Source organism: Arcobacter sp. s6, assembly GCF_040884245.1.
Lineage (GTDB): Bacteria > Campylobacterota > Campylobacteria > Campylobacterales > Arcobacteraceae > Aliarcobacter.
Genome location: NZ_JBEVTN010000017.1, coordinates 55,030 through 73,503, shown reverse-complemented (window position 1 = coordinate 73,503; position 18,474 = coordinate 55,030). Strand labels below are relative to the sequence as shown.

Sequence of the window (18,474 nt, the reverse complement as noted above, 5' to 3'; positions counted from 1 at the left end):
TCTTAGTTCAATCCAATATCGATATATCTTCTCGTTTTTTTAATCTCATCTAAATCAAAATTTGTTTTTATTACTTCCTTTGAATCATCTTTTATTACATTTCCAAAAGAACTTATAATTGCACTTCCTTTTGCCATATTATCATCAGCACTATTACAAGCGATTACAAAGCATTGATTTACTAAAGCTAGGGCTTTTGAAATAGATTCATAATGATCTTTTCTTTTTAAACCCCACATTGCAGGATTTAAAATAATATCAGCTCCTTTTACTTTTTCCCAAAGTTTTGGAAATCTTAACTCAAAGCATATTAATGTGGCTATTTTAATTCCATTTATTTCAATAATTTTTATATCATTTTTATTTCCTGCACTAAAATATTCTAGTTCATTTCCAAGTGGAAATAGTTGCACTTTTGATTGGGTATGAACAATTTCTTGATTATGGAAAATATATAAGGTATTAAAAAAATTATCATCTTTTTTTATAATAAAAGTTAAAGCAATGATTTTATTAAAACTAAGTGCTTTAATATCTTCTATAGCTTTCAGTGAAAAATTAGAAGCCTCAATCATTCTATCATATGAAAAACCGCTTAGAGCTAACTCAGGTGCTAGAATTAGAGAATCTTCTTCACATGCTTTAATAAGCGCTTTTAAATGTGTTAAGTTTTTCTCAAAATCAAGACTTGTTTTAATTTGTAATGCAATTAAGTTCATTTCTTACCTCTTGTATTAGATTTTCAACAGCCTTTTGATAACCAATAGCTGTAGCTTCTGTTGTAGCTTCATATTTTGTCATAATCAGTGCATTTGTATTTGAAGCTCGAACGAGCGCCCAACCATACTCAAAATTGATTCTAAGGCCATCTATTTTTAAAATATCTTTTATAATTGGAAATCCTCTTTGAATTTCTTTTAATTTTTCTTCAATTTTTTCAATAATTAAAAACTTTTTACTCTCTGATACTATTATTTCAATGTTTGAACTTGTATAAACTTTTGGAAGTTTATCAAGCTCTTTATCTAAATCTATTCCTTTTTGAATTAATTCTAATACTCTAAAGGTTGCATAAATAGCATCATCAAAACCATAATATCTATCATTAAAAAATATATGTCCTGATACTTCTGCTGCTAGGTCTGCATTTAACTCTTTTAGTTTTAATCGCAAGTTTGAATAACCTGTTTTATCCATAATAGTTTTTGTTGTTTGATTCATTTCATCAAAGATATTTTGTGAGTAGCTTACTTCTCCAATAATCACTGGATTTTTCATAGTTTTTGAAAATAAAAGTGCTAGCATATCACCTTTTATATTGTACTTTTGAGTAAGAACTGCAATTCTATCTGCATCTCCATCATAGGCAAAACCTAAATTATATTCATCTTTTAATAAAGCTTTTAAATCTTCAAGATTTTTCTCATTTGTTGGGTCTGGATGATGATTTGGAAATTCTCCATCTGGTTCTAGATGTAAACCTATATAATTTAAATTTAATTTATCTAGTATTTCACATAAAACAGTATTTGCTACACCATTTCCACAGTCAAGCACAAAAGGAATAGGAAAATCTTTTAGATGTGAAAATTGATTTATCATATAATCGACATATAAAGATTTAGCATTTACTTTTATTACTTCAAAATTATTAGGTATTTGTATTTCACTATTTTTAAAAATTTTTTCATATAAGTCTATTAATTCATCACCAAAAAAAGGTTCATTGTTTATTGTTATTTTAAAACCATTATAGTGTTTTGCATTGTGACTTCCTGTTATCATAATAGAAGCTTGTGGTTTTATTGTTTTATTATCGATTAGATACTCTTGAAAGGAAGCAAAATAGTTTACTCCCGTTGCTACAAGTCCTATATCTAAAACTTTACATCCTGATAAATTTATTCCAGAAATCAAAGCTTCAAAAAGCATTTTAGAGTGAGTTCTTATATCGTAACCAACTACAATATATGAAGTTTTTTGTGGGTTTTTTTCTTTTATTGTAAGACCCAAATAATATCCAATTAATTTACTATTTTCTTGTGTTAGCTCACTATTTACAATACCTCTTATATCATATTGTCTAAATATTGTTTTATTAATCATTATTTGATTCTAATTTTAATAAAAATTCTTTTTTCTCAACTCCACCATTGTAACCACTAAGTTTTCCACTGCTTGCTATTACTCTATGACATGGAACTAGTATTGCTATCATATTTTGTGCATTTGCGTTTGCTACTGCTCTATGGGCTTTATCTTGTTGTATATTTAAAGCTTGTTGTTTATAAGATATAGTTTTTCCATATGGAATATTTAATAACTCTTTCCATGCTTTTACTTGAAAAGGTGAGCCAATAAGCTGTAATGGAATTTCAAAAGTTGTTCTTTGTTTATTAAAATACTCTTCTAATTGTATTTTCAAAGCATCGAATATTTCACTATTAGCAGGTATTACATCTGCATTAAGTGTGTCTTTTAGTGTTTGTATTTTTGCTTCTATATTAAAAGGAGTAAAAAAACAAAGCATAACTATGCCTTTTTTTGAAGCTGCTGCGAACATTTCACCAATAGGCGTTGAAAATGTTGTTGTTGCTATTATTTCTTTTGTTTGTGATTTATATTCTCTCATAATGGAATATTAACATAATCATATATAAGATATAATATTATATGTTAAGAAAATACTATAAAAATATAAAAATATTATATGTTGAAGATGATGAAATAGCTAGAGAAAATGGTATTGAATACCTTGAAAATTATTTTGAGAATATTTATGAAGCTAGCGATGCTATAAAAGCCTTGCAATTATATGAAAAATACAAACCTGATATTATAATTACAGATATTCAAATGCCAAAATTAAATGGTTTAGAATTTGTAAAAAGAATAAGACAAAAAGATAAAAAAACTCAAATAATAGTTATAACTGCATTTTGTGATAAGGATTATTTACTAAAAGCCATCGAACTAGGACTTGTGAAATATCTCGTTAAACCTGTAAATGAAAAAGAGTTTGAAGAGGCTTTATTTTTATGTGTTAATAGCTTAGAAGAGGATAAAACAAACATTATAAAACTAGATGTTGATACATATTTTGATACTTTTAATAAAAATTTATTTATAAAAGATGAAATAGTAAAATTAAGAGCTAAAGAAATTTTATTTTTAGAGTTATTGATAAAAAATTCAAATAGATATGTAAGTTATGAAGAGATTGAAAATTATGTTTGGTATGATAGTGTTATGACAAAAGATGCTTTAAAAACTCTTGTAAAAAATATTAAAACAAAAATCCCAAAAGAACTTATTTTAAATCTTACAAATAGTGGATACAAAATTGCTCTATGATGTAAATCTAATTTTATTTTATGGTATTACTTTTGGAATATTGATTATGACAATTGTATACACCTTGATAAGATATATATATTCAAAAGAGATATTTTATATAAGTTATTGTTTTATGCAAATTTTTTCTTTGATTTATATTCTTACTTATAGTAATTTATTTGAAATAAGTTTATGGGTTCAAGACGTATCTGTAGTAATAGCAAGTATTAGTGCAATTCTTTTTGCAGTGACTTTTTATGAAGGAAAGTTTTTACCAAAAATTACTAACTATAAAGAGCTAATTATAAATACTATATTGTTAAATGTAGTTATATTAACAGCTTTTTATCATTATATGCTTTTTGAGTATATTCCTTATACTATCATTTATGCAATTTTATTTATATCAATTATTTTTAATTTGAAACAAGGCTTTAAACCAACTCTTATATATGTTATTGGTTGGTCTATTCTTTGTATATTTCTTTTTGTTTTTGATTTTAAAAACTATTATATTCAAAGTGGATATTTTGATATAGTTTTAAGTGTATTTGCAATAGAAGCTATACTTTTTACAATATCAGTATCATATAAATATAATGATTTAAAAAATAGAAATAAAAATTTTGAACAAATGGTTTTACATCAATCAAAGTTTGTAAAATCAGGAGAAATGATTGCAAATATAACTCATCAATTTCGTCAGCCTTTAAATAATATCTCATATATATTAATCAATCTAAAAAAGAGATTTGAAAATAAAAATTTAGATGAAATATATTTTGATAAAAAAGTAGAACAAGCAAAACAACAAGTGATTTTTTTATCAAAAACTATTAGTGATTTTACTGAGTTTTACACAAGTTCCAAAGAGAAAGAAACTTTTATGGTAAAAGATGCTGTTGATAATGCTATAACAATATTATCAGCTGATTTAAAAAAACATAATATAAGTTCTAAAATAAATTTTAAAACATATGAAGATATAAAAGTATTTGGAGTAAAAAGTGAACTTTCACAGGTTATTTTTTCTCTTGTTTCAAACTCAATTGATGTATTGAAAAATATTAAAAATCCAAAAATTAACGTAACAATCACCTCTTCTAGTGCTGAGGTAATTATTACTTTACTTGATAATGGCGGTGGAATAAAAAGTAAAAATCTAAGAAAAGTATTTGAAGCATATTTTTCTACAAAAGAGCAGGGGAATGGTCTTGGTTTATATCTTTGTAAAATGATAATAGAAGAAGGATTTTTAGGAAAAATAAGTGTTGAAAATCAAAAAGAGGGAGCTTGTTTTTCCCTCCTTATTGAAAAGGCTATTTAATATTATGGGTGTATAAAAGATATTTTTTTAGTAACTTTAAATTTTTTATTTAAAGTACTTATTTCTATATCTATATCAGAAATATTATTTGTAGATTTTGCATAGTCTTTTGTAGTTTCAATTATTAAAACTTTTTTTATTTTTTTATTTGCATCAAGGGTAAAATTATCAAATCTTTTTATTTTATAGTTTTTTTCATCAAGTACTTTTATATCAAAATTTAGAGTTTCATCTTGAGTATTATGAATTGTTAATATATAGTTATTTGCAACAATATTATTTTCTTTTATTTTATAAAGTTGAGTAGTTTTATTTACATTTACCAAAAAATCTTCTTTATCTAAAGAAAAATAAAAAGCTAAAAATATAGCTAAAAATAGTGATGCAAAATATGTTATATTTTTTTTAGTAAAAAGAGATATGTTTTGTTTATTTAAAACCTTATTTGTACTTCCCCAATTTATGAGTGAGGGTTTATTAAATTTATTCATTACAGTACTACAAGCATCACTGCATTCTAAACAATTTATGCATTCAACTTGTAATCCTTTTCTTATATCGATATGTGTTGGACATATTTTTACACAAGCTTCACAAGTGGTACATTCTTCTTGATTTTTCCATTCTTTTAATTTAAAAATTGATTTAACATTATTTTCATAAACTTTCCCACCTCTTGTGTGGTCATATGTAACTTGTTTTGTATTATCATCGTATAAAACAGATTGAATTCTAGAATAGGGACAAATATATACACAAAAATTCTCTTTTATAAAGACAATATCATATATTAAAAATAAAGTAATTGAAAGAATAAATAAAATCATAAAACTATGCTCTACTGGATTTTCTATATATTTAAAGAAATCTTCAGGTGGTACAAAATATAACATAAAATTCGATGAAATTATTAAACAAATAATTGCCCATAAAGTAATTGCTAAATATTCTTTAACTTGATTATTCTTTTTATTATAATCAATATCTTTTTGTTTATTTTTAATTCTTCTTAAATCAAGAATTGTACTTTCTATTAAATCCCTATAAATAACCCTAAAAATAGTTTGAGGACATGCCCATCCACACCAAACTCTTCCAAACATTGATGTTATTGCAAAAATACCAATAAATAAAAATATAAGTAAAAATGGCATAATATAAAGTTCACTAACACTATATACTATACCTAAGAAATGAAATTGCAATTTATCAAATGATAATAACAATAGATGATTATTATTTATAGTGATGAAGGGAACTATCATTATAAATAAGCTTATAAAAAAATAGATAAAATATCTTTTTTTTGAATACGACATAGAAAACTCCTTTTGTTTTATTTATCCTAATTGAATATGGTGTTCATTTGGTGGTATTTATTTTAAATATATTAAAAAAAATAGCTTAAAATCTATTGCAATAATCATTTATAATCTGTATAATTCCGCCAATTTACTAGAGGATAAAAAGGTGAGAAAATCAAAATATATAGCTATATTTTTGTTATTAGGTGTTGTTAATTTATTTGCAGCTGCAAATAGATATGATGTGAAATCAGGAATGATTGAATATGAAATTGTTGGAGAAGGAGATATGGCAGGAGGTTCTGCTACATTAAGTGGAACTAGTAAACTTTATTTTAAAGATTTTGGAAATGTTGAGTTAACAGATGAAAAAATCCAACAAACTGTGATGAATGAAACAGAAGAAGAAAGAACAATTACAAAAATTATGGGAGATAAAATTTACAATGTAGATTTTACTGATGAAATAACATATACTCAAAAAATGGTATTAGATGATGAAGATCCAACTTTAGGTGTAAAAAATAAAGAAGCATTTATTTCTATGGGTGCGAAAAATTTAGGTGTTGAAAAAATTTTAGGATATGATTGTGATGTTTGGCAACTAGGTGAGGATAAAATCTGGGTTTATAATTCAGTTCCTTTAAAACTAATAACAAAATCACTTGGTCTTGTGCAAATTCAAGAAGCTAAACTTGCAGTATTTAATATTACAATTAAAGAAGATAAGTTCAAATTACCACCTTTTCCTGTTAAAACAATGGAAGAAATAATCGGTGATGTTGATAGTGATGAAGTAGTACCAGCAAAAATTCAGGAAGAAAATAAAACTATAGAAAATCTTATTAAACAATCTGAAAAAACAAAAAAATAAATACTTAAAATTACTAGCTTGTAAACACAAGCTAGTGAATAAAATCTTTTTTAATCTTTATTTTTTGTTAAAAAATAAGTACAAATAATAAATCCAATTGATCCTAAAAATGGATTGGATAATACAATTGCACATGAGCTAGCGGCAAGTGCTATTAAAGTCGTAATTTTTTTATTTAAAACTAGAGCTATTAATGTAATAATAAATGCTGTAACTCCTAAGTATCCAAAGTATATATATGCTCCAATTAAATCTTTTATTTTACAAGTTAATGTTCCAGCATATAAATTACATTGTGTTGCAATTTCTTTATTATCTGTAAAACCATATTTTAGAGTAAAAAAAGCAGCAAAGAAAACTAATACATAAATTGATAATTCTCTTATTTGACAAAAATTAATACCTTTGCTTCCTCTATTTAAAATAAATGCAAAAACTAGAGTAATAATAATCCATGTATTAGAAAAAATATTTACAATTGTTTCATTATAAAGGGCATAAGCTGAAGAGATTAGCACAACTAAAGACAATGCTTTTTCAAATTTACCAAAATTTAATTCATGAATTTTATTTCTATAAGCCCATAAAAATGAAATAGCTGAAATTGCGAATATATATATTTCAAAGTTTTTATATCTTCCATCAAATGCTAAACCAATATTTGTAATAGCCATTAAAATTGCTGATGAGTAAAACAGTGAAACTGGTATTGAATCATTTTCTTTATTTTTTACAATATTCAATAGGAAGAAATAGTAAATAGCAATATGCACTGCTAATATTAAAAATGCCCATATCTCTTCTAAGGTTGTTCTTGCTGTTAAATTATATTGTTCAATTTGTAGTACAAACAGTATTGCAAATATAGTATTTATAGATGAAAATGCAATTAATCTTTTTGTTGATATTTCTTTATTTTTTAATAAAAATGAAAATAATAATATAAGAGTAAGTGTTCCAAATGCTAAATATTTGTAGTTAGGAAAATTTGATACATCTCCTGCAAAAACATTTTTATCATTTCTATCTTTATCAAATAATCCCCAGAATCCACCAACAGCACCTTCGCTTACTCTTTTCCAAGGTTGGTCAAAAGCCTCTATGATATTATAATTCCAATTATTTTTATTTGCTAATTGAACAAATTCTCTTACAAATAAAGCTTGGTTTATTTTACTAGGAAGTGCATCTTCTCTCATTCTTCCCTCAGATGGCCAACCTGTTTCACCAATTAAAATATTTTTATCTTTTAAAATACTTTCAACTTCACCTCTAACATCAGCTAAGTGACCAATAGCTCTTTTTATTCCCATTGGCTCATCTTCCCAATATGGAAGAATATGAATAGTTACAAAGTCTGTACTTTCCCTAATTGTTGGATGTTTAAGCCAGAACTCCCAAACATCTGCATATGTTACTTTTGTATTAGGAAGTGCAGTTTTTACTTGTTTTAAGTATTCTGTAAGCTGTACATCTGATGTATCACCTCTTAGTAAAACTTCATTTCCAACAATAACAGCTCTTACTATATCTTGGTTTTCACTCGCTAATTTAATTAAAGTATCAAGTTCTTGTTTTGTTTGAACTTTATCTTTACTAACCCATGCTCCCATAAGCATTTTTAAGTTATTTTCTCTAGCAATTGCTGGAATCATTTCTAATCCAACAGTTGAATAAGTTCTAATACAATCTGTGTATTTTGATAAAAGTTTTAAATCTTCTTTTACTTTATCACTTGAAATAACTAAACCACTATCAAATAAAAATGGTGATTCATCTTTTGCAAAAGGTGCATAAGATACACATTGAAGTTTAGAAAAAGAGCTTGAATTATCTTTTAAAATAGATACTGCTCCAAAGTAGTACCAAAATAGTACTGCAACAATTACGCTTGACAGGGTTAATAATATTTTTTTTGTCATATCTCTCTACTAATTTATTTTTTATACTTTTTTGACATTTTATCTGAAAACTATCGAATTTGACCAGAACCATAAATTTTATATTTAAATGTTGTTAAATCATTAATTCCCATAGGTCCTCTTGAATGAAGTTTATTCGTTGAAATTCCAACTTCAGCTCCTAATCCAAAAGCTCCACCATCTGTAAATCTTGTACTTGCATTTGCATAAACACACGCCGCATCAACTTCGTTTAAAAATTTATTTACAGTTGTGTAGTTCTCACTTAAAATTGATTCAGAGTGTCCAGAACCATGTTTTTGAATATGAGTAATAGCTTCTTCAACATTTTTTACTATTTTTATATTTAGTATATTTGCTAAGTATTCTGTATCATAATCTTCAAGTGTAGCTGGAATTACTTTTATAAATTTCATCGTTTCAGAACAACCTTTTAAAATAGTTCCATATTCACTAAATGCATCTTCTAATCCATGTAAAATATATGGTGCTATATCTTCATGAATTAATAAAGTTTCCATAGAATTACAAACGCCTGGTCTTTGACATTTTGCATTTATTGCTATGTCAATTATTTTTGCTGGTGCTGCATCTTTATCAACGTAAATATGACAAAGCCCTTTATCATGCTTAATAACTGGAATTGAAGAATTTTTACTTACATATTTTATAAGTTCTTCTCCCCCTCTTGGAACTATTAAATCTACAAATTTATCTTGTTTTATAAGTTTTGCTACACCTTCTCTTGATGAATCAGGTAGAAGTGAAATAGCTTGTTCTGGAAGTTTGTTTTTTGCTAATACTTCTTTTAGAACAACGGCAATTGCTTTATTTGACTGCTCTGCTTCTTTACCACCTTTTAGCACACATACATTTCCACTTTTAAAACATAAAGCCGCTGTATCACTTGTTACATTTGGTCTACTTTCATAAATAATACCAATCACTCCAATTGGAATTGATACTTTTTGAATATTTAAACCATCTTTTGTAACCCATCCATCAAGTATTCTTCCCACAGGTTCCATTTGTGATGCTATTTGTCTAATTGCATCTGACATTGCTTGAACTCTATCTCCTGTCAAAAGAAGTCTATCAAGTAAAGCATCATCTAAATTATTTAAAATAGCATTTGACATATCTTTTTGATTGTGTTCAATGATAAAATCACAATGATGCATTAAAGCATCAGCCATATCGTTTAGTACTTTGTTTTTAACAGCAGTACTTAGGTTTGCAATAGTTCGACTAGATCTTTTAGCCTCTTCTAAAAATGTTTGCATTTCTTTTCCTATATAATTTATTTATTTTTTAATTTATTTCTTATTACTAGGTACATATTTGAAAAATAAATATAAAACGCCAAGCATCACAATAACAGTAATTATGCTTGTAAATGTTATTTCAACTTCTGGACCTACACCTCTTTGGTAATTTTTAGGTAAAAATAAAAACATTGATGACAATAGCATAAATGATGATGTAATAACAGCAATTAAATGTGCGAAAACTTTATGTAATTTTGTGATATAAAAATCTTTTACCATTTTCCATGTTAAAAATGCAGCTGTTACTACAATCAGTAGTACTATTATTTTATCGTATTGTGGTTCCATCTTTTATCCCTTTTTTGATTTGCGTATTTTATGTATAATCTGCTTAAATAAGGCTTTGTTAAGGCCTATAAATCATTTAAGAGAGTGATTTATAGGTCCATTTCCATTTCCAATATTAGGCGCGTTTTTTATAGCATTATAAATATACTCTTTTGATATTTTGATTGCATCTTCCAAAGAGTGTTTTTTTGCAATTAATGAAGCTATTGATGAGCTATAACTACAACCGGTTCCATGGGTATTTGAATCATTTGCTTTAGAGGTTTTGAACTGTTTTGTTTGTCCATCACTTGTTAATAATACATCAAGAGTTTCATTTTGATTTTCAATCATATTTTTAAATAAAATATTTGTTTTCAAATTTACTAAGTTTTTAATATCTTCTATAGAATTTACTCCAAAGAAAAGTTTTGCTTCATATTTATTTGGTGTAATTAAATAGCTATATTTAAATAGTTCTTTTAAGCTATTTATTGCTTCATCGTCTATTAGTTTAGATCCTGCTCTTGATATTGCAACTGGATCTAAAATAATTGGAATATCTAAATCCTTTATTACATTTTTTATTTCTAAAATTAGATTTTTTGAGCCTAACATTCCTACTTTTATAGCACTTACTTCAAAATCACTTAGTACACTATTTATTTGCTCTTTTACAAAAGATGGTTCTAACACAACAATTGAACTAACACCTTTTGTATTTTGAGCAGTAACTGCTGTAATTGCAGTTGTCATAAAAACACCATGATATTGTGCACTTTTTATATCAGCTTGAATTCCTGCACCGCCGCCACTATCACTTCCTGCTATTGATAAAACTACTTTCATTCACATACTCCTGTATTTCTCAACATTTCTTTTATTTGCTTACATTTATGATTGTCAATATATAAATTTAACCATGACTCAACCCAATAGGGAACGCTTCTACCATTGTTTCCCCAGGAATTTACACTTTGATATTTTAATCCTAGATGTTCTGAAAATGTACGTTTATTGAAATTAGCTTTTTTTAATAATGATTTAAAACTATCTTTATCCATTTGACTCCAATAAAAAAATATGCAAAAGTATATCATAAAAATAATATAAATATATATAAGCATATAAAATTAAGTAAAATATTATAAACAATTGGCTATAATTTAGTTAGAAAAATCAAGGAATACAAAATGAAAATAAAAGCATTTTTAACAAGTGGTCGATTTAAGATTATTAATGTGTTTAAAATTGATGAGATGAAGACTATTACTTCGATTTATCCAAGATGGGAATATGTTTTATAAGATTTTATTGAAATATTAAATTTTAAAAAAGTATTTTGGGTTTTTAAATAATGGCTAGTATCTAGCCATTATTTCTATTAAGTGAAAACCAAATTGAGTTTTTATTGGTCCATGAATTTTGTTTAAATCTTGAGTAAAAACTATATTGTCAAATTCTTTAACCATATCGCCCTTTTGAAAAGTTCCAAGATTTCCTCCTCTTTTTGCAGAACCACATTTAGAAAACTTTTTTGCTGCTTTCTCAAATGTAATTTCGTTGTTTATTATCTCTTTTTTTAATTTTCTAGCTAATTTTTCATTATTTAGAAGAATGTGTCTTGCTGTTGCTTTTGACATTTATATTCCTGTATTTTTTTTTATTTTATCAAATATGATTTGAGATATACTTGATTATGTTTTCATTAATAGATAAATGATAAAATAAAAGAAAAATATATTGGAAAAATTATGGGAATAAAAGATACTTTAAAAGAAAATTCAAATAAATTATTAAATATTGCAAGTGAAAATGCAACAAAAGCATTTGATTATCCAAAAATAAAAAGCCTACAAATAAAAGAAGCCGTAAACGCAAAAATTAGAGAAAAAGCTGTTCTTGCAACAAAAGCTAGACTTGTCGAAAATCATAAAAGCTTTGATGATTATACGGATGAACAACTGGAAATTATAATTGCAGATGAAGAGAGAAAAATTGTTGATGATTTAAAAACAAAATCCCTCGTAGTTGCCCTTGCAGCTCTTGGTTTAAATTTTTTTGTTTAGGAATTAAAAATGTTTAAACAAGTTAAATCTGCATTTTTTTGGTACTATTTATTTAAATTTAGAAGAAGAGTAATCTTAATTGTTTTACTCTTGATTATTGCTTTATTTGCAAATGCTATATATTCAGATGTTGTTGAATATTTGAAATTAAAAGATAAATTAGCATTTTTAGAAATGGCACTTATTTCTAAATGGTTAATAATCATATTCAATATAGTTTTTTCTGTTTATTTACTTTTGACAATGTTTAAAAAAGAGGAAGAAGTAAATACTAAAAAAGATTCAAAAAAAGATTTTAAAAAAGAGCAAAAAAGAGAATCAAAACAAGAAGAGAAAAAAGAGGAAAAATTTACAGCTAGAGAAAAAGAGTTTTTATATAAAAAAAAACTTAGAACTAAAGCTGATATATTACTTGAAAAATAGAAGATTTTCTAACTTAAGTCTTCTATTTTTTCCTCTTGTTTCAAATGAACAACTTGAGTAGGATATGCGAATTCACAATGATTTTTTTCAACTAATCTTGCTATTTTTATCATTACATCTTCTTTTGTATCAAGCCAATCTTCCCACACAGGACTTCTTGAAAAACAATAAACTAAAATATTTATAGATGTTGCTCCAAATTCATCAATATATACTAAAAGAGTATTTTTAATTCCTTCTAAATCTTCTCTTTTTATTGCCTCAAAGGCTTTTGTTCTTGAAATATCTATGTTTTTATTTGAAGCAATATTTGGATGATTTAATAACATATCTAAAATATCATTTTTTAAACATACAATATCTGACATTTTATTTTCATAGGTTACTCCAATACTCATTTTTATTCTTCTTCCTATGATTCTTTTTGACCAGTTTAAAATATGAGCATTTGCTATTTGAGTATTGGGAACAGTAATCATGGCATTATCAAATGTTCTGATTCTCGTCGTTCTCATTCTAATATCAACAACTGTTCCTTCAAAATCATCTGTTTTTATCCAATCCCCTTGTGAAAATGAGTTATCAGTCATAATATTTAATGAAGCAAAAAAGTTTGCAAGTGTATCTTTTGCAGCAAGTGCTATTGCAATACCCCCAACTCCAAGAGATGCAGCAATTGCTTTTACATCAATTCCAAGTTGAGTAAATAAAAATAAAATTACAACTAAAATAAGTAATACTTTGACAATTTTTAATATAAAAACAATCATCTCTTTTCTTACATTTTGATACTTTTCCAATAAATTTTGAGCATATATACTAATACTGTTATTAAGAATAGAATACATAGCCCATGTTAGAAGTGCAATGTATAAAGTGTTTATCCAAGGCATTATTTGATTTATTAAGGCCTGATCTTTTATTAAAATAAAAATAGAAAGTTGAATAGAAAAAAGATATAAACTATAAATTAAAGGAGAATTTATAGCATCTTTTAAATAGTAAAGAACGCTTTCTTCAGCTTCTTCATCATTTTTAAATAATATTTTTGAAATAAAATTTATTATTAAAGCAATTAAATATCTGTTTAATAGTCTAAAAAATACTATAATCAAAATTACTACTGTTGCTTCACCAATTGAAAAATTCAAATGATATGAAGTTAGTGATGAAAAATAAGAAATAGCTTTTATATTATCAATTTTATTTATCATATACTTAAGATTGAACTCATCAATAAAAAAATTAGAAGCTCTAAACTTTTGTATATTTGAATATAAATATTGTAATACAAATAGTTGAGTGTGTTTTTGATTATAAAGTTCTACATAATTATCTACAAATTCCTTAGATATTTTATTATCATTTTTTAACTCATTATTATATAAAAGTGTATAATCACTTAATTTAAAATCTTGTATTTTTTGAATATTCTTTTGTAAAAGTTCTTCAAAATATTTTTTATTTTTAAACTCTTGTTTTCCTATAATTATCTCTTTTAGGGTGTTTTCATAATAAGCTTTTTCTTCTAAAAGATTTACTTTTAATTCATCTCTTTTAGCTGCTAAAATATTGTTTTGTAAATTATTTGTATTTATTCTATTTGTTAAAAATAAGATTTCATTTTCATAGAAACTTTTTTCTGGTAAAGATGTAAGATATACTTCATTATTTATATTAACTAATATTTCATCTAATAATTTATTTTGAGCATCTATTTGATCTTCTAAGCTTTTACTAGTGCTTTCTTCCAGTACTGTTTGTTCTGTAATTGGTTTGGCAGTTGGATTATCTTTGGCTATTAATTTAATTGAAGCATTTGGAATATTATCTGAGAATAAAAATATTGGAATAATTAAAATAATAAATATTTTTAATAAAAGTTTGTTAAACACTTATCTTTCCTTTTAGATTTTTAGGTCAATTATATAGTTATTAAGCTTACTAATATATATGTATAAATAATAAAAGTTAAAATAATAAATTTAAATTGTAAAAATATATGATAAAATCATAACTAATAGGAGTTAATATGATCAAAAGTAGTTATAAAAATTTTAAAGTAGAATTTATTCTTATACTATTTACTTTAGGTGTTGTTTTTTCTTTTATTTTAACTAATAAAATCTTATTTGGCGAAAAAGTACAAAATATTACATTTTCAAATTCTATAAATATATATTATGAGAAAGATAGAGTTTTTAAAGAATTTTTAAATTTAGCAACAAATCAACTTAATTCTATAAATATATCAAATTATTTTAAAGAATTTTTAAATACTAGAGATGAAAGCAAGGTTGAAGAATTATTTCTAGCTTTAGCTAGAAGTGCTCATGATATTATGCAATTAAGATATATAGATAAAGATGGAAATGAAATTATCAGAGTAGACAGGAATAAAATATCAGATCCTGCATATTTAGTAGAAAAAGAAAAATTACAAAATAAAAAAAATAGATACTATTTTGATAATTCATTAAGTATGACATCTGAAAAAATTTGGTTCTCAAATCTAGATTTAAATATAGAAAATAAGAAGATTCAGCTTCCTTTTACTCCAACAATAAGAGCGATTTTACCTATTCAAAAAAATGGTAGTTTTAATGGTATTCTTATTATTAATTATTTTATGAAAGATTTTTTAAATACTCTAAAAGAACATTCTATATATGACACTATTTTATTTGATAAAAATGGAAATACTTTAAGTCATTATGAAAAAGAAAAAAGTTGGGGATTTTATCTTGATGAGAAATATAATCTTAACTCGGAGTATAAAAAAGAAATTGATTATGCTTTAAAGAATAATCAATATGAAGATAAAAAAGTTTTTATTAAGAAATTTGATTTTGATGTTTCAAATGACTTATATATACTTATTAAACTAAAAGATACTTATATACAAGAGCTAAAAAAAGAACAAACTAAAGAATATATTGTAGTATCTTTTATTGTATTTTTACTAGCATTAATAGCTTCATTCTTTTTATCAAAACTTTTTAATTCAATGTCAAGAACAATTTCTAAAACTGATGATAGATTAAAAGAGACTACAGCGTTAGTAAAGCTTAGTTACTATAAATATAATATTAAAGATGAGTTAATTACTTTTGATGAAAACTTTTTTAATCTTTTGGGTTATGAGAATGTTGAAAAAAAATCTTATAAATTAGATGAACTAGGAAATTTTTTTAGTGAAGTATTTTTAAATGAATTTAAAACAAAAATTTCTAATATAAAAGATGAAGCTTTTTTTGAATTTGAAAATTTTACAAAAAATAATAAAACATTAAACTTTTTTACAAAATTTAGAGCTATTTATGAAAATGCTAAGATGATTGAAATAGAAGGAATCTTTCAAGATATTACAGAAGGAAAGAGATTGATGCAATCTCTTGAAGAAGCAAAAATAGAAGCTGAAAAAGCAAATCAAGCAAAAAGTAAATTTCTTGCAAACATGAGCCATGAAATTAGAACACCTTTAAATGGTATTATTGGTTTAAATAGACTTGCCTTACAATCAAATCCTAGTTTAAAAATCAAAGAGTTTTTACAAAAATCTGAAACTTCATCAATGGCACTTTTAAATGTAATTAATGATATTTTAGATTATTCTAAAATTGAAGCAAATAAACTAACCCTTGAAAAAACAAGTTTTAATCTTGATAAATTACTTTTAAATGTAACCAATCTTTTTGATTATCAAGCACATGAAAAGAAAATAGATTTACATATTGATTATGATGATAAAATACCTAAAATCTTACTTGCAGATCCACTTAGAATAACACAAATATTTAACAATCTTGTTGGAAATGCTGTTAAGTTTACAAACTCTGGTTACATAGAAATAAAAACTACTTTAATAGAAAAAAAGAGCAATCAATTAACATTAAAATGTAGTGTAAAAGATAGTGGTATTGGAATGGATGAAGAAGAACAGAAAAAACTATTTAAATCTTTTTCACAAGTAGATAATTCCACTACTAGAGTTTATGGAGGAACAGGATTAGGTCTTACTATTACTAAAGAATTAATTGAATTAATGAATGGTAGTATTGAAGTAAGTAGTAAAAAAGATATGGGAACAATATTTTCATTTACATTAGTTTTAAATTATGAAAGTTCTTCGCAATTAGATAACAAGCATTTTAAAAATAAGAGATTTTTAATAATAGATGATAATGAAATAGATATAAGACTGATCGAAAATATTTTAAGCTCATGGCAAGTTCAATCATATAGTTGTTTAAGTACAAAAAATGCATTAGAAAAAATTAAAAGTGATTCAGATTTTGATTATATTTTAGTCGACTGGATTATGCCTGAACTTGATGGGGTTGATTTTGTTAAAGAATTAAAAGAAAAAGATTTACAAAAATGCCCAAAAATTATCATGGTTACAGCATATGAAGAAGATAATCTAAAACGAAAATTAAAAGAAAAAGATGTTTCTATAAACAATATTTTAAGAAAGCCCTTTACTCCATCATCAATTTATGATGTACTAATAAGCTTAGAAAAATCAAATAAAAGTAACTTTACAAAAGATACAGAAAATCAAGATAATTATTCTATAAATGCTAAGATTTTACTTGTTGAAGATAATGAAATAAATCAAACTGTTTGTGAAGAAATGTTAAAAAGAATAGGGGTGCAAGTTGTTTTAGCTAAGGATGGGATAGAAGCTGTTGAAATATGTAAAGAAAACAATTTTGATATTATCTTGATGGATATTCATATGCCACGAATGAATGGTTTTGATGCTAGCAAAAGTATAAGAACTTTTAATGATAAAACTCCAATTATTGCATTAACAGCAGCTGTTATGAATGAAGATAAAATTTTATCAAAAGAAGCAGGAATGCAAGAGCATTTAGCAAAACCTATAGATTTTGATGAATTATTCAAAGTTATTAATAAATATCTTCCAAATTTAATTTCAATTGATACTTCAATAAATGGGAAAAACTATATTTCAAACAATCATATAGATTTTGATGAACTTTTAAAAAGAATAGGAAATGAAAAATTAGCAAATGAATTACTTAAAAAATTTGAATCAACATATAAAGATTATGATAAAGAGCTAAATGAAAATTTTCAAACAGAAGAATTTTCAAAAAGTATTCATAAGTTAAAAGGTGTAAGTGGAAATCTTGCTTTAAAAACTTTATATAAAATAACAAGTGAAATTGAACAAGAAAATATTATTAATAAAAAAAGAGAGCTTTTAAATCAATTAATAATTGAGTTAAAAGAAGTTATGCTTATGATTAATGAAATAGAAAATCCAAAGGAAGATGAAATACCATTATATGATTTATCAACAATAATAATAGATTTAAAAGAAATAATACAGATGCTAAAAGAAAGTAGATTTTTAAATAGTGAAAATATAAATAAATTATGCAATCAAGTTATACAGTTAAAAAATAAATTTATTGCAAATGAAATAAAAGATTATTTAGACTCTTTAGAATATGAAAAGGCTATTGTAATCTTAGAAGAAATTTTATTAGAAATTGAAAAGTAGAATTATAAATAAAATAATTTATAAACTTTCTTTAAATATAAAATTAATTGTAGTATACTAAGAATAAATAAATAAAAATTAAAGTTGT

General features: G+C 24.7%; 17 protein-coding genes. 6 read left to right on the top strand and 11 right to left on the bottom strand.

The window, feature by feature from the left end; genetic code table 11:
* Window positions 1-2: 2 nt before the first annotated feature.
* Genes ABVS04_RS11550 through ABVS04_RS11540 form a run of 3 tightly spaced genes read right to left on the bottom strand, consistent with a single transcriptional unit; the run spans window position 3 to window position 2,632 of the window.
* Window positions 3-719 carry a carbon-nitrogen hydrolase family protein gene (locus ABVS04_RS11550; protein ID WP_368030884.1) on the bottom strand — a complete coding sequence of 239 codons (717 nt, stop codon included), beginning with the start codon at window positions 717-719 and terminating at the stop codon, window positions 3-5.
* A complete protein-coding gene (locus tag ABVS04_RS11545; protein ID WP_368030883.1) occupies window positions 694-2,106 on the bottom strand; it encodes a phosphomannomutase/phosphoglucomutase in 1,413 nt (470 codons plus the stop codon). Before ABVS04_RS11545 ends, ABVS04_RS11550 begins: the two co-directional genes overlap by 26 nt.
* Entirely contained in the window at window positions 2,099-2,632 is a 534-nt protein-coding gene (locus ABVS04_RS11540; RefSeq protein WP_368030882.1) for a methylated-DNA--[protein]-cysteine S-methyltransferase, read from the bottom strand. The genes ABVS04_RS11545 and ABVS04_RS11540 overlap by 8 nt, the downstream gene beginning before the upstream one ends.
* Before the next feature lie 41 nt (window positions 2,633-2,673).
* On the opposite strand from ABVS04_RS11540, the gene ABVS04_RS11535 reads away from it, so the two are divergent.
* Window positions 2,674-3,354, top strand: coding sequence for a response regulator transcription factor (locus ABVS04_RS11535; RefSeq protein WP_368030881.1), 681 nt, complete (start codon window positions 2,674-2,676; stop codon window positions 3,352-3,354).
* On the top strand, window positions 3,332-4,663 hold the full coding sequence (locus ABVS04_RS11530) for an ATP-binding protein (protein ID WP_368030880.1): 1,332 nt from the start codon (window positions 3,332-3,334) through the stop codon (window positions 4,661-4,663). Before ABVS04_RS11535 ends, ABVS04_RS11530 begins: the two co-directional genes overlap by 23 nt.
* Window positions 4,664-4,665: 2 nt before the next feature.
* Here the strand turns inward: ABVS04_RS11530 and ccoG are convergent, their stop codons facing one another.
* Window positions 4,666-5,982, bottom strand: coding sequence for a cytochrome c oxidase accessory protein CcoG (gene ccoG / locus ABVS04_RS11525; RefSeq protein WP_368030879.1), 1,317 nt, complete (start codon window positions 5,980-5,982; stop codon window positions 4,666-4,668).
* Between the two features lie 151 nt (window positions 5,983-6,133).
* Between ccoG and ABVS04_RS11520 the strand changes: the two genes are divergently transcribed.
* Window positions 6,134-6,841: a hypothetical protein gene (locus ABVS04_RS11520; protein WP_368030878.1), complete on the top strand. Its 708-nt coding sequence runs from the start codon at window positions 6,134-6,136 to the stop codon at window positions 6,839-6,841.
* Between the two features lie 50 nt (window positions 6,842-6,891).
* Here the strand turns inward: ABVS04_RS11520 and ABVS04_RS11515 are convergent, their stop codons facing one another.
* The 6 genes from ABVS04_RS11515 to ABVS04_RS11490 all read right to left on the bottom strand — a co-directional run bounded on the left by ABVS04_RS11515 (window position 6,892) and on the right by ABVS04_RS11490 (window position 12,001).
* Window positions 6,892-8,763 (bottom strand): glycosyl hydrolase, encoded by a 1,872-nt coding sequence (locus ABVS04_RS11515; protein ID WP_368030877.1) that lies wholly within the window; start codon window positions 8,761-8,763, stop codon window positions 6,892-6,894.
* Window positions 8,764-8,813: 50 nt separating this feature from the next.
* The gene (locus ABVS04_RS11510; protein WP_368030876.1) at window positions 8,814-10,046 is read right to left on the bottom strand and encodes a glutamate-5-semialdehyde dehydrogenase; all 1,233 of its coding nucleotides are present in this window, start codon (window positions 10,044-10,046) and stop codon (window positions 8,814-8,816) included.
* Window positions 10,047-10,079: 33 nt separating this feature from the next.
* The gene (locus ABVS04_RS11505; RefSeq protein WP_368030875.1) at window positions 10,080-10,379 is read right to left on the bottom strand and encodes a hypothetical protein; all 300 of its coding nucleotides are present in this window, start codon (window positions 10,377-10,379) and stop codon (window positions 10,080-10,082) included.
* Between the two features lie 72 nt (window positions 10,380-10,451).
* Window positions 10,452-11,207, bottom strand: a complete 756-nt coding sequence (gene thiD, locus ABVS04_RS11500; protein ID WP_368030874.1) for a bifunctional hydroxymethylpyrimidine kinase/phosphomethylpyrimidine kinase — start codon at window positions 11,205-11,207, stop codon at window positions 10,452-10,454.
* Window positions 11,204-11,422, bottom strand: coding sequence for an XRE family transcriptional regulator (locus ABVS04_RS11495; protein WP_368030873.1), 219 nt, complete (start codon window positions 11,420-11,422; stop codon window positions 11,204-11,206). Before ABVS04_RS11495 ends, thiD begins: the two co-directional genes overlap by 4 nt.
* A gap of 297 nt (window positions 11,423-11,719) precedes the next feature.
* Complete coding sequence (locus ABVS04_RS11490; protein ID WP_368030872.1) at window positions 11,720-12,001, bottom strand: peptidylprolyl isomerase; 282 nt, start codon at window positions 11,999-12,001, stop codon at window positions 11,720-11,722.
* 111 nt (window positions 12,002-12,112) lie between these two features.
* Here ABVS04_RS11490 and ABVS04_RS11485 point away from each other — a divergent pair, with 111 nt between their 5' ends.
* Together ABVS04_RS11485 and ABVS04_RS11480 are read left to right on the top strand one after the other, a co-directional pair.
* On the top strand, window positions 12,113-12,427 hold the full coding sequence (locus ABVS04_RS11485) for a hypothetical protein (protein ID WP_368030871.1): 315 nt from the start codon (window positions 12,113-12,115) through the stop codon (window positions 12,425-12,427).
* Between the two features lie 9 nt (window positions 12,428-12,436).
* Window positions 12,437-12,850, top strand: a complete 414-nt coding sequence (locus tag ABVS04_RS11480; protein WP_368030870.1) for a hypothetical protein — start codon at window positions 12,437-12,439, stop codon at window positions 12,848-12,850.
* 8 nt (window positions 12,851-12,858) lie between these two features.
* Here ABVS04_RS11480 and ABVS04_RS11475 read toward each other — a convergent pair whose 3' ends face one another.
* On the bottom strand, window positions 12,859-14,745 hold the full coding sequence (locus tag ABVS04_RS11475) for a mechanosensitive ion channel family protein (RefSeq protein ID WP_368030869.1): 1,887 nt from the start codon (window positions 14,743-14,745) through the stop codon (window positions 12,859-12,861).
* A 137-nt stretch (window positions 14,746-14,882) separates the two neighbouring features.
* Between ABVS04_RS11475 and ABVS04_RS11470 the strand changes: the two genes are divergently transcribed.
* The gene (locus ABVS04_RS11470) at window positions 14,883-18,386 is read left to right on the top strand and encodes a response regulator (protein ID WP_368030868.1); all 3,504 of its coding nucleotides are present in this window, start codon (window positions 14,883-14,885) and stop codon (window positions 18,384-18,386) included.
* Window positions 18,387-18,474 lie beyond the last annotated feature (88 nt).

Excerpts from the sequence above, each read along its gene's own strand:
- ABVS04_RS11535 (WP_368030881.1), top strand. The coding sequence starts at position 2,674 with ATGTTAAGAAAATACTATAAAAATATAAAAATATTATATGTTGAAGAT.
- ABVS04_RS11545 (WP_368030883.1), bottom strand. The coding sequence starts at position 2,106 with ATGATTAATAAAACAATATTTAGACAATATGATATAAGAGGTATTGTA.
- ABVS04_RS11540 (WP_368030882.1), bottom strand. The coding sequence starts at position 2,632 with ATGAGAGAATATAAATCACAAACAAAAGAAATAATAGCAACAACAACA.
- ABVS04_RS11515 (WP_368030877.1), bottom strand. The coding sequence starts at position 8,763 with ATGACAAAAAAAATATTATTAACCCTGTCAAGCGTAATTGTTGCAGTA.
- ABVS04_RS11490 (WP_368030872.1), bottom strand. The coding sequence starts at position 12,001 with ATGTCAAAAGCAACAGCAAGACACATTCTTCTAAATAATGAAAAATTA.
- ABVS04_RS11510 (WP_368030876.1), bottom strand. The coding sequence starts at position 10,046 with ATGCAAACATTTTTAGAAGAGGCTAAAAGATCTAGTCGAACTATTGCA.
- ABVS04_RS11485 (WP_368030871.1), top strand. The coding sequence starts at position 12,113 with ATGGGAATAAAAGATACTTTAAAAGAAAATTCAAATAAATTATTAAAT.
- ABVS04_RS11495 (WP_368030873.1), bottom strand. The coding sequence starts at position 11,422 with ATGGATAAAGATAGTTTTAAATCATTATTAAAAAAAGCTAATTTCAAT.
- ABVS04_RS11505 (WP_368030875.1), bottom strand. The coding sequence starts at position 10,379 with ATGGAACCACAATACGATAAAATAATAGTACTACTGATTGTAGTAACA.
- ABVS04_RS11550 (WP_368030884.1), bottom strand. The coding sequence starts at position 719 with ATGAACTTAATTGCATTACAAATTAAAACAAGTCTTGATTTTGAGAAA.
- thiD (WP_368030874.1), bottom strand. The coding sequence starts at position 11,207 with ATGAAAGTAGTTTTATCAATAGCAGGAAGTGATAGTGGCGGCGGTGCA.
- ABVS04_RS11470 (WP_368030868.1), top strand. The coding sequence starts at position 14,883 with ATGATCAAAAGTAGTTATAAAAATTTTAAAGTAGAATTTATTCTTATA.
- ccoG (WP_368030879.1), bottom strand. The coding sequence starts at position 5,982 with ATGTCGTATTCAAAAAAAAGATATTTTATCTATTTTTTTATAAGCTTA.
- ABVS04_RS11480 (WP_368030870.1), top strand. The coding sequence starts at position 12,437 with ATGTTTAAACAAGTTAAATCTGCATTTTTTTGGTACTATTTATTTAAA.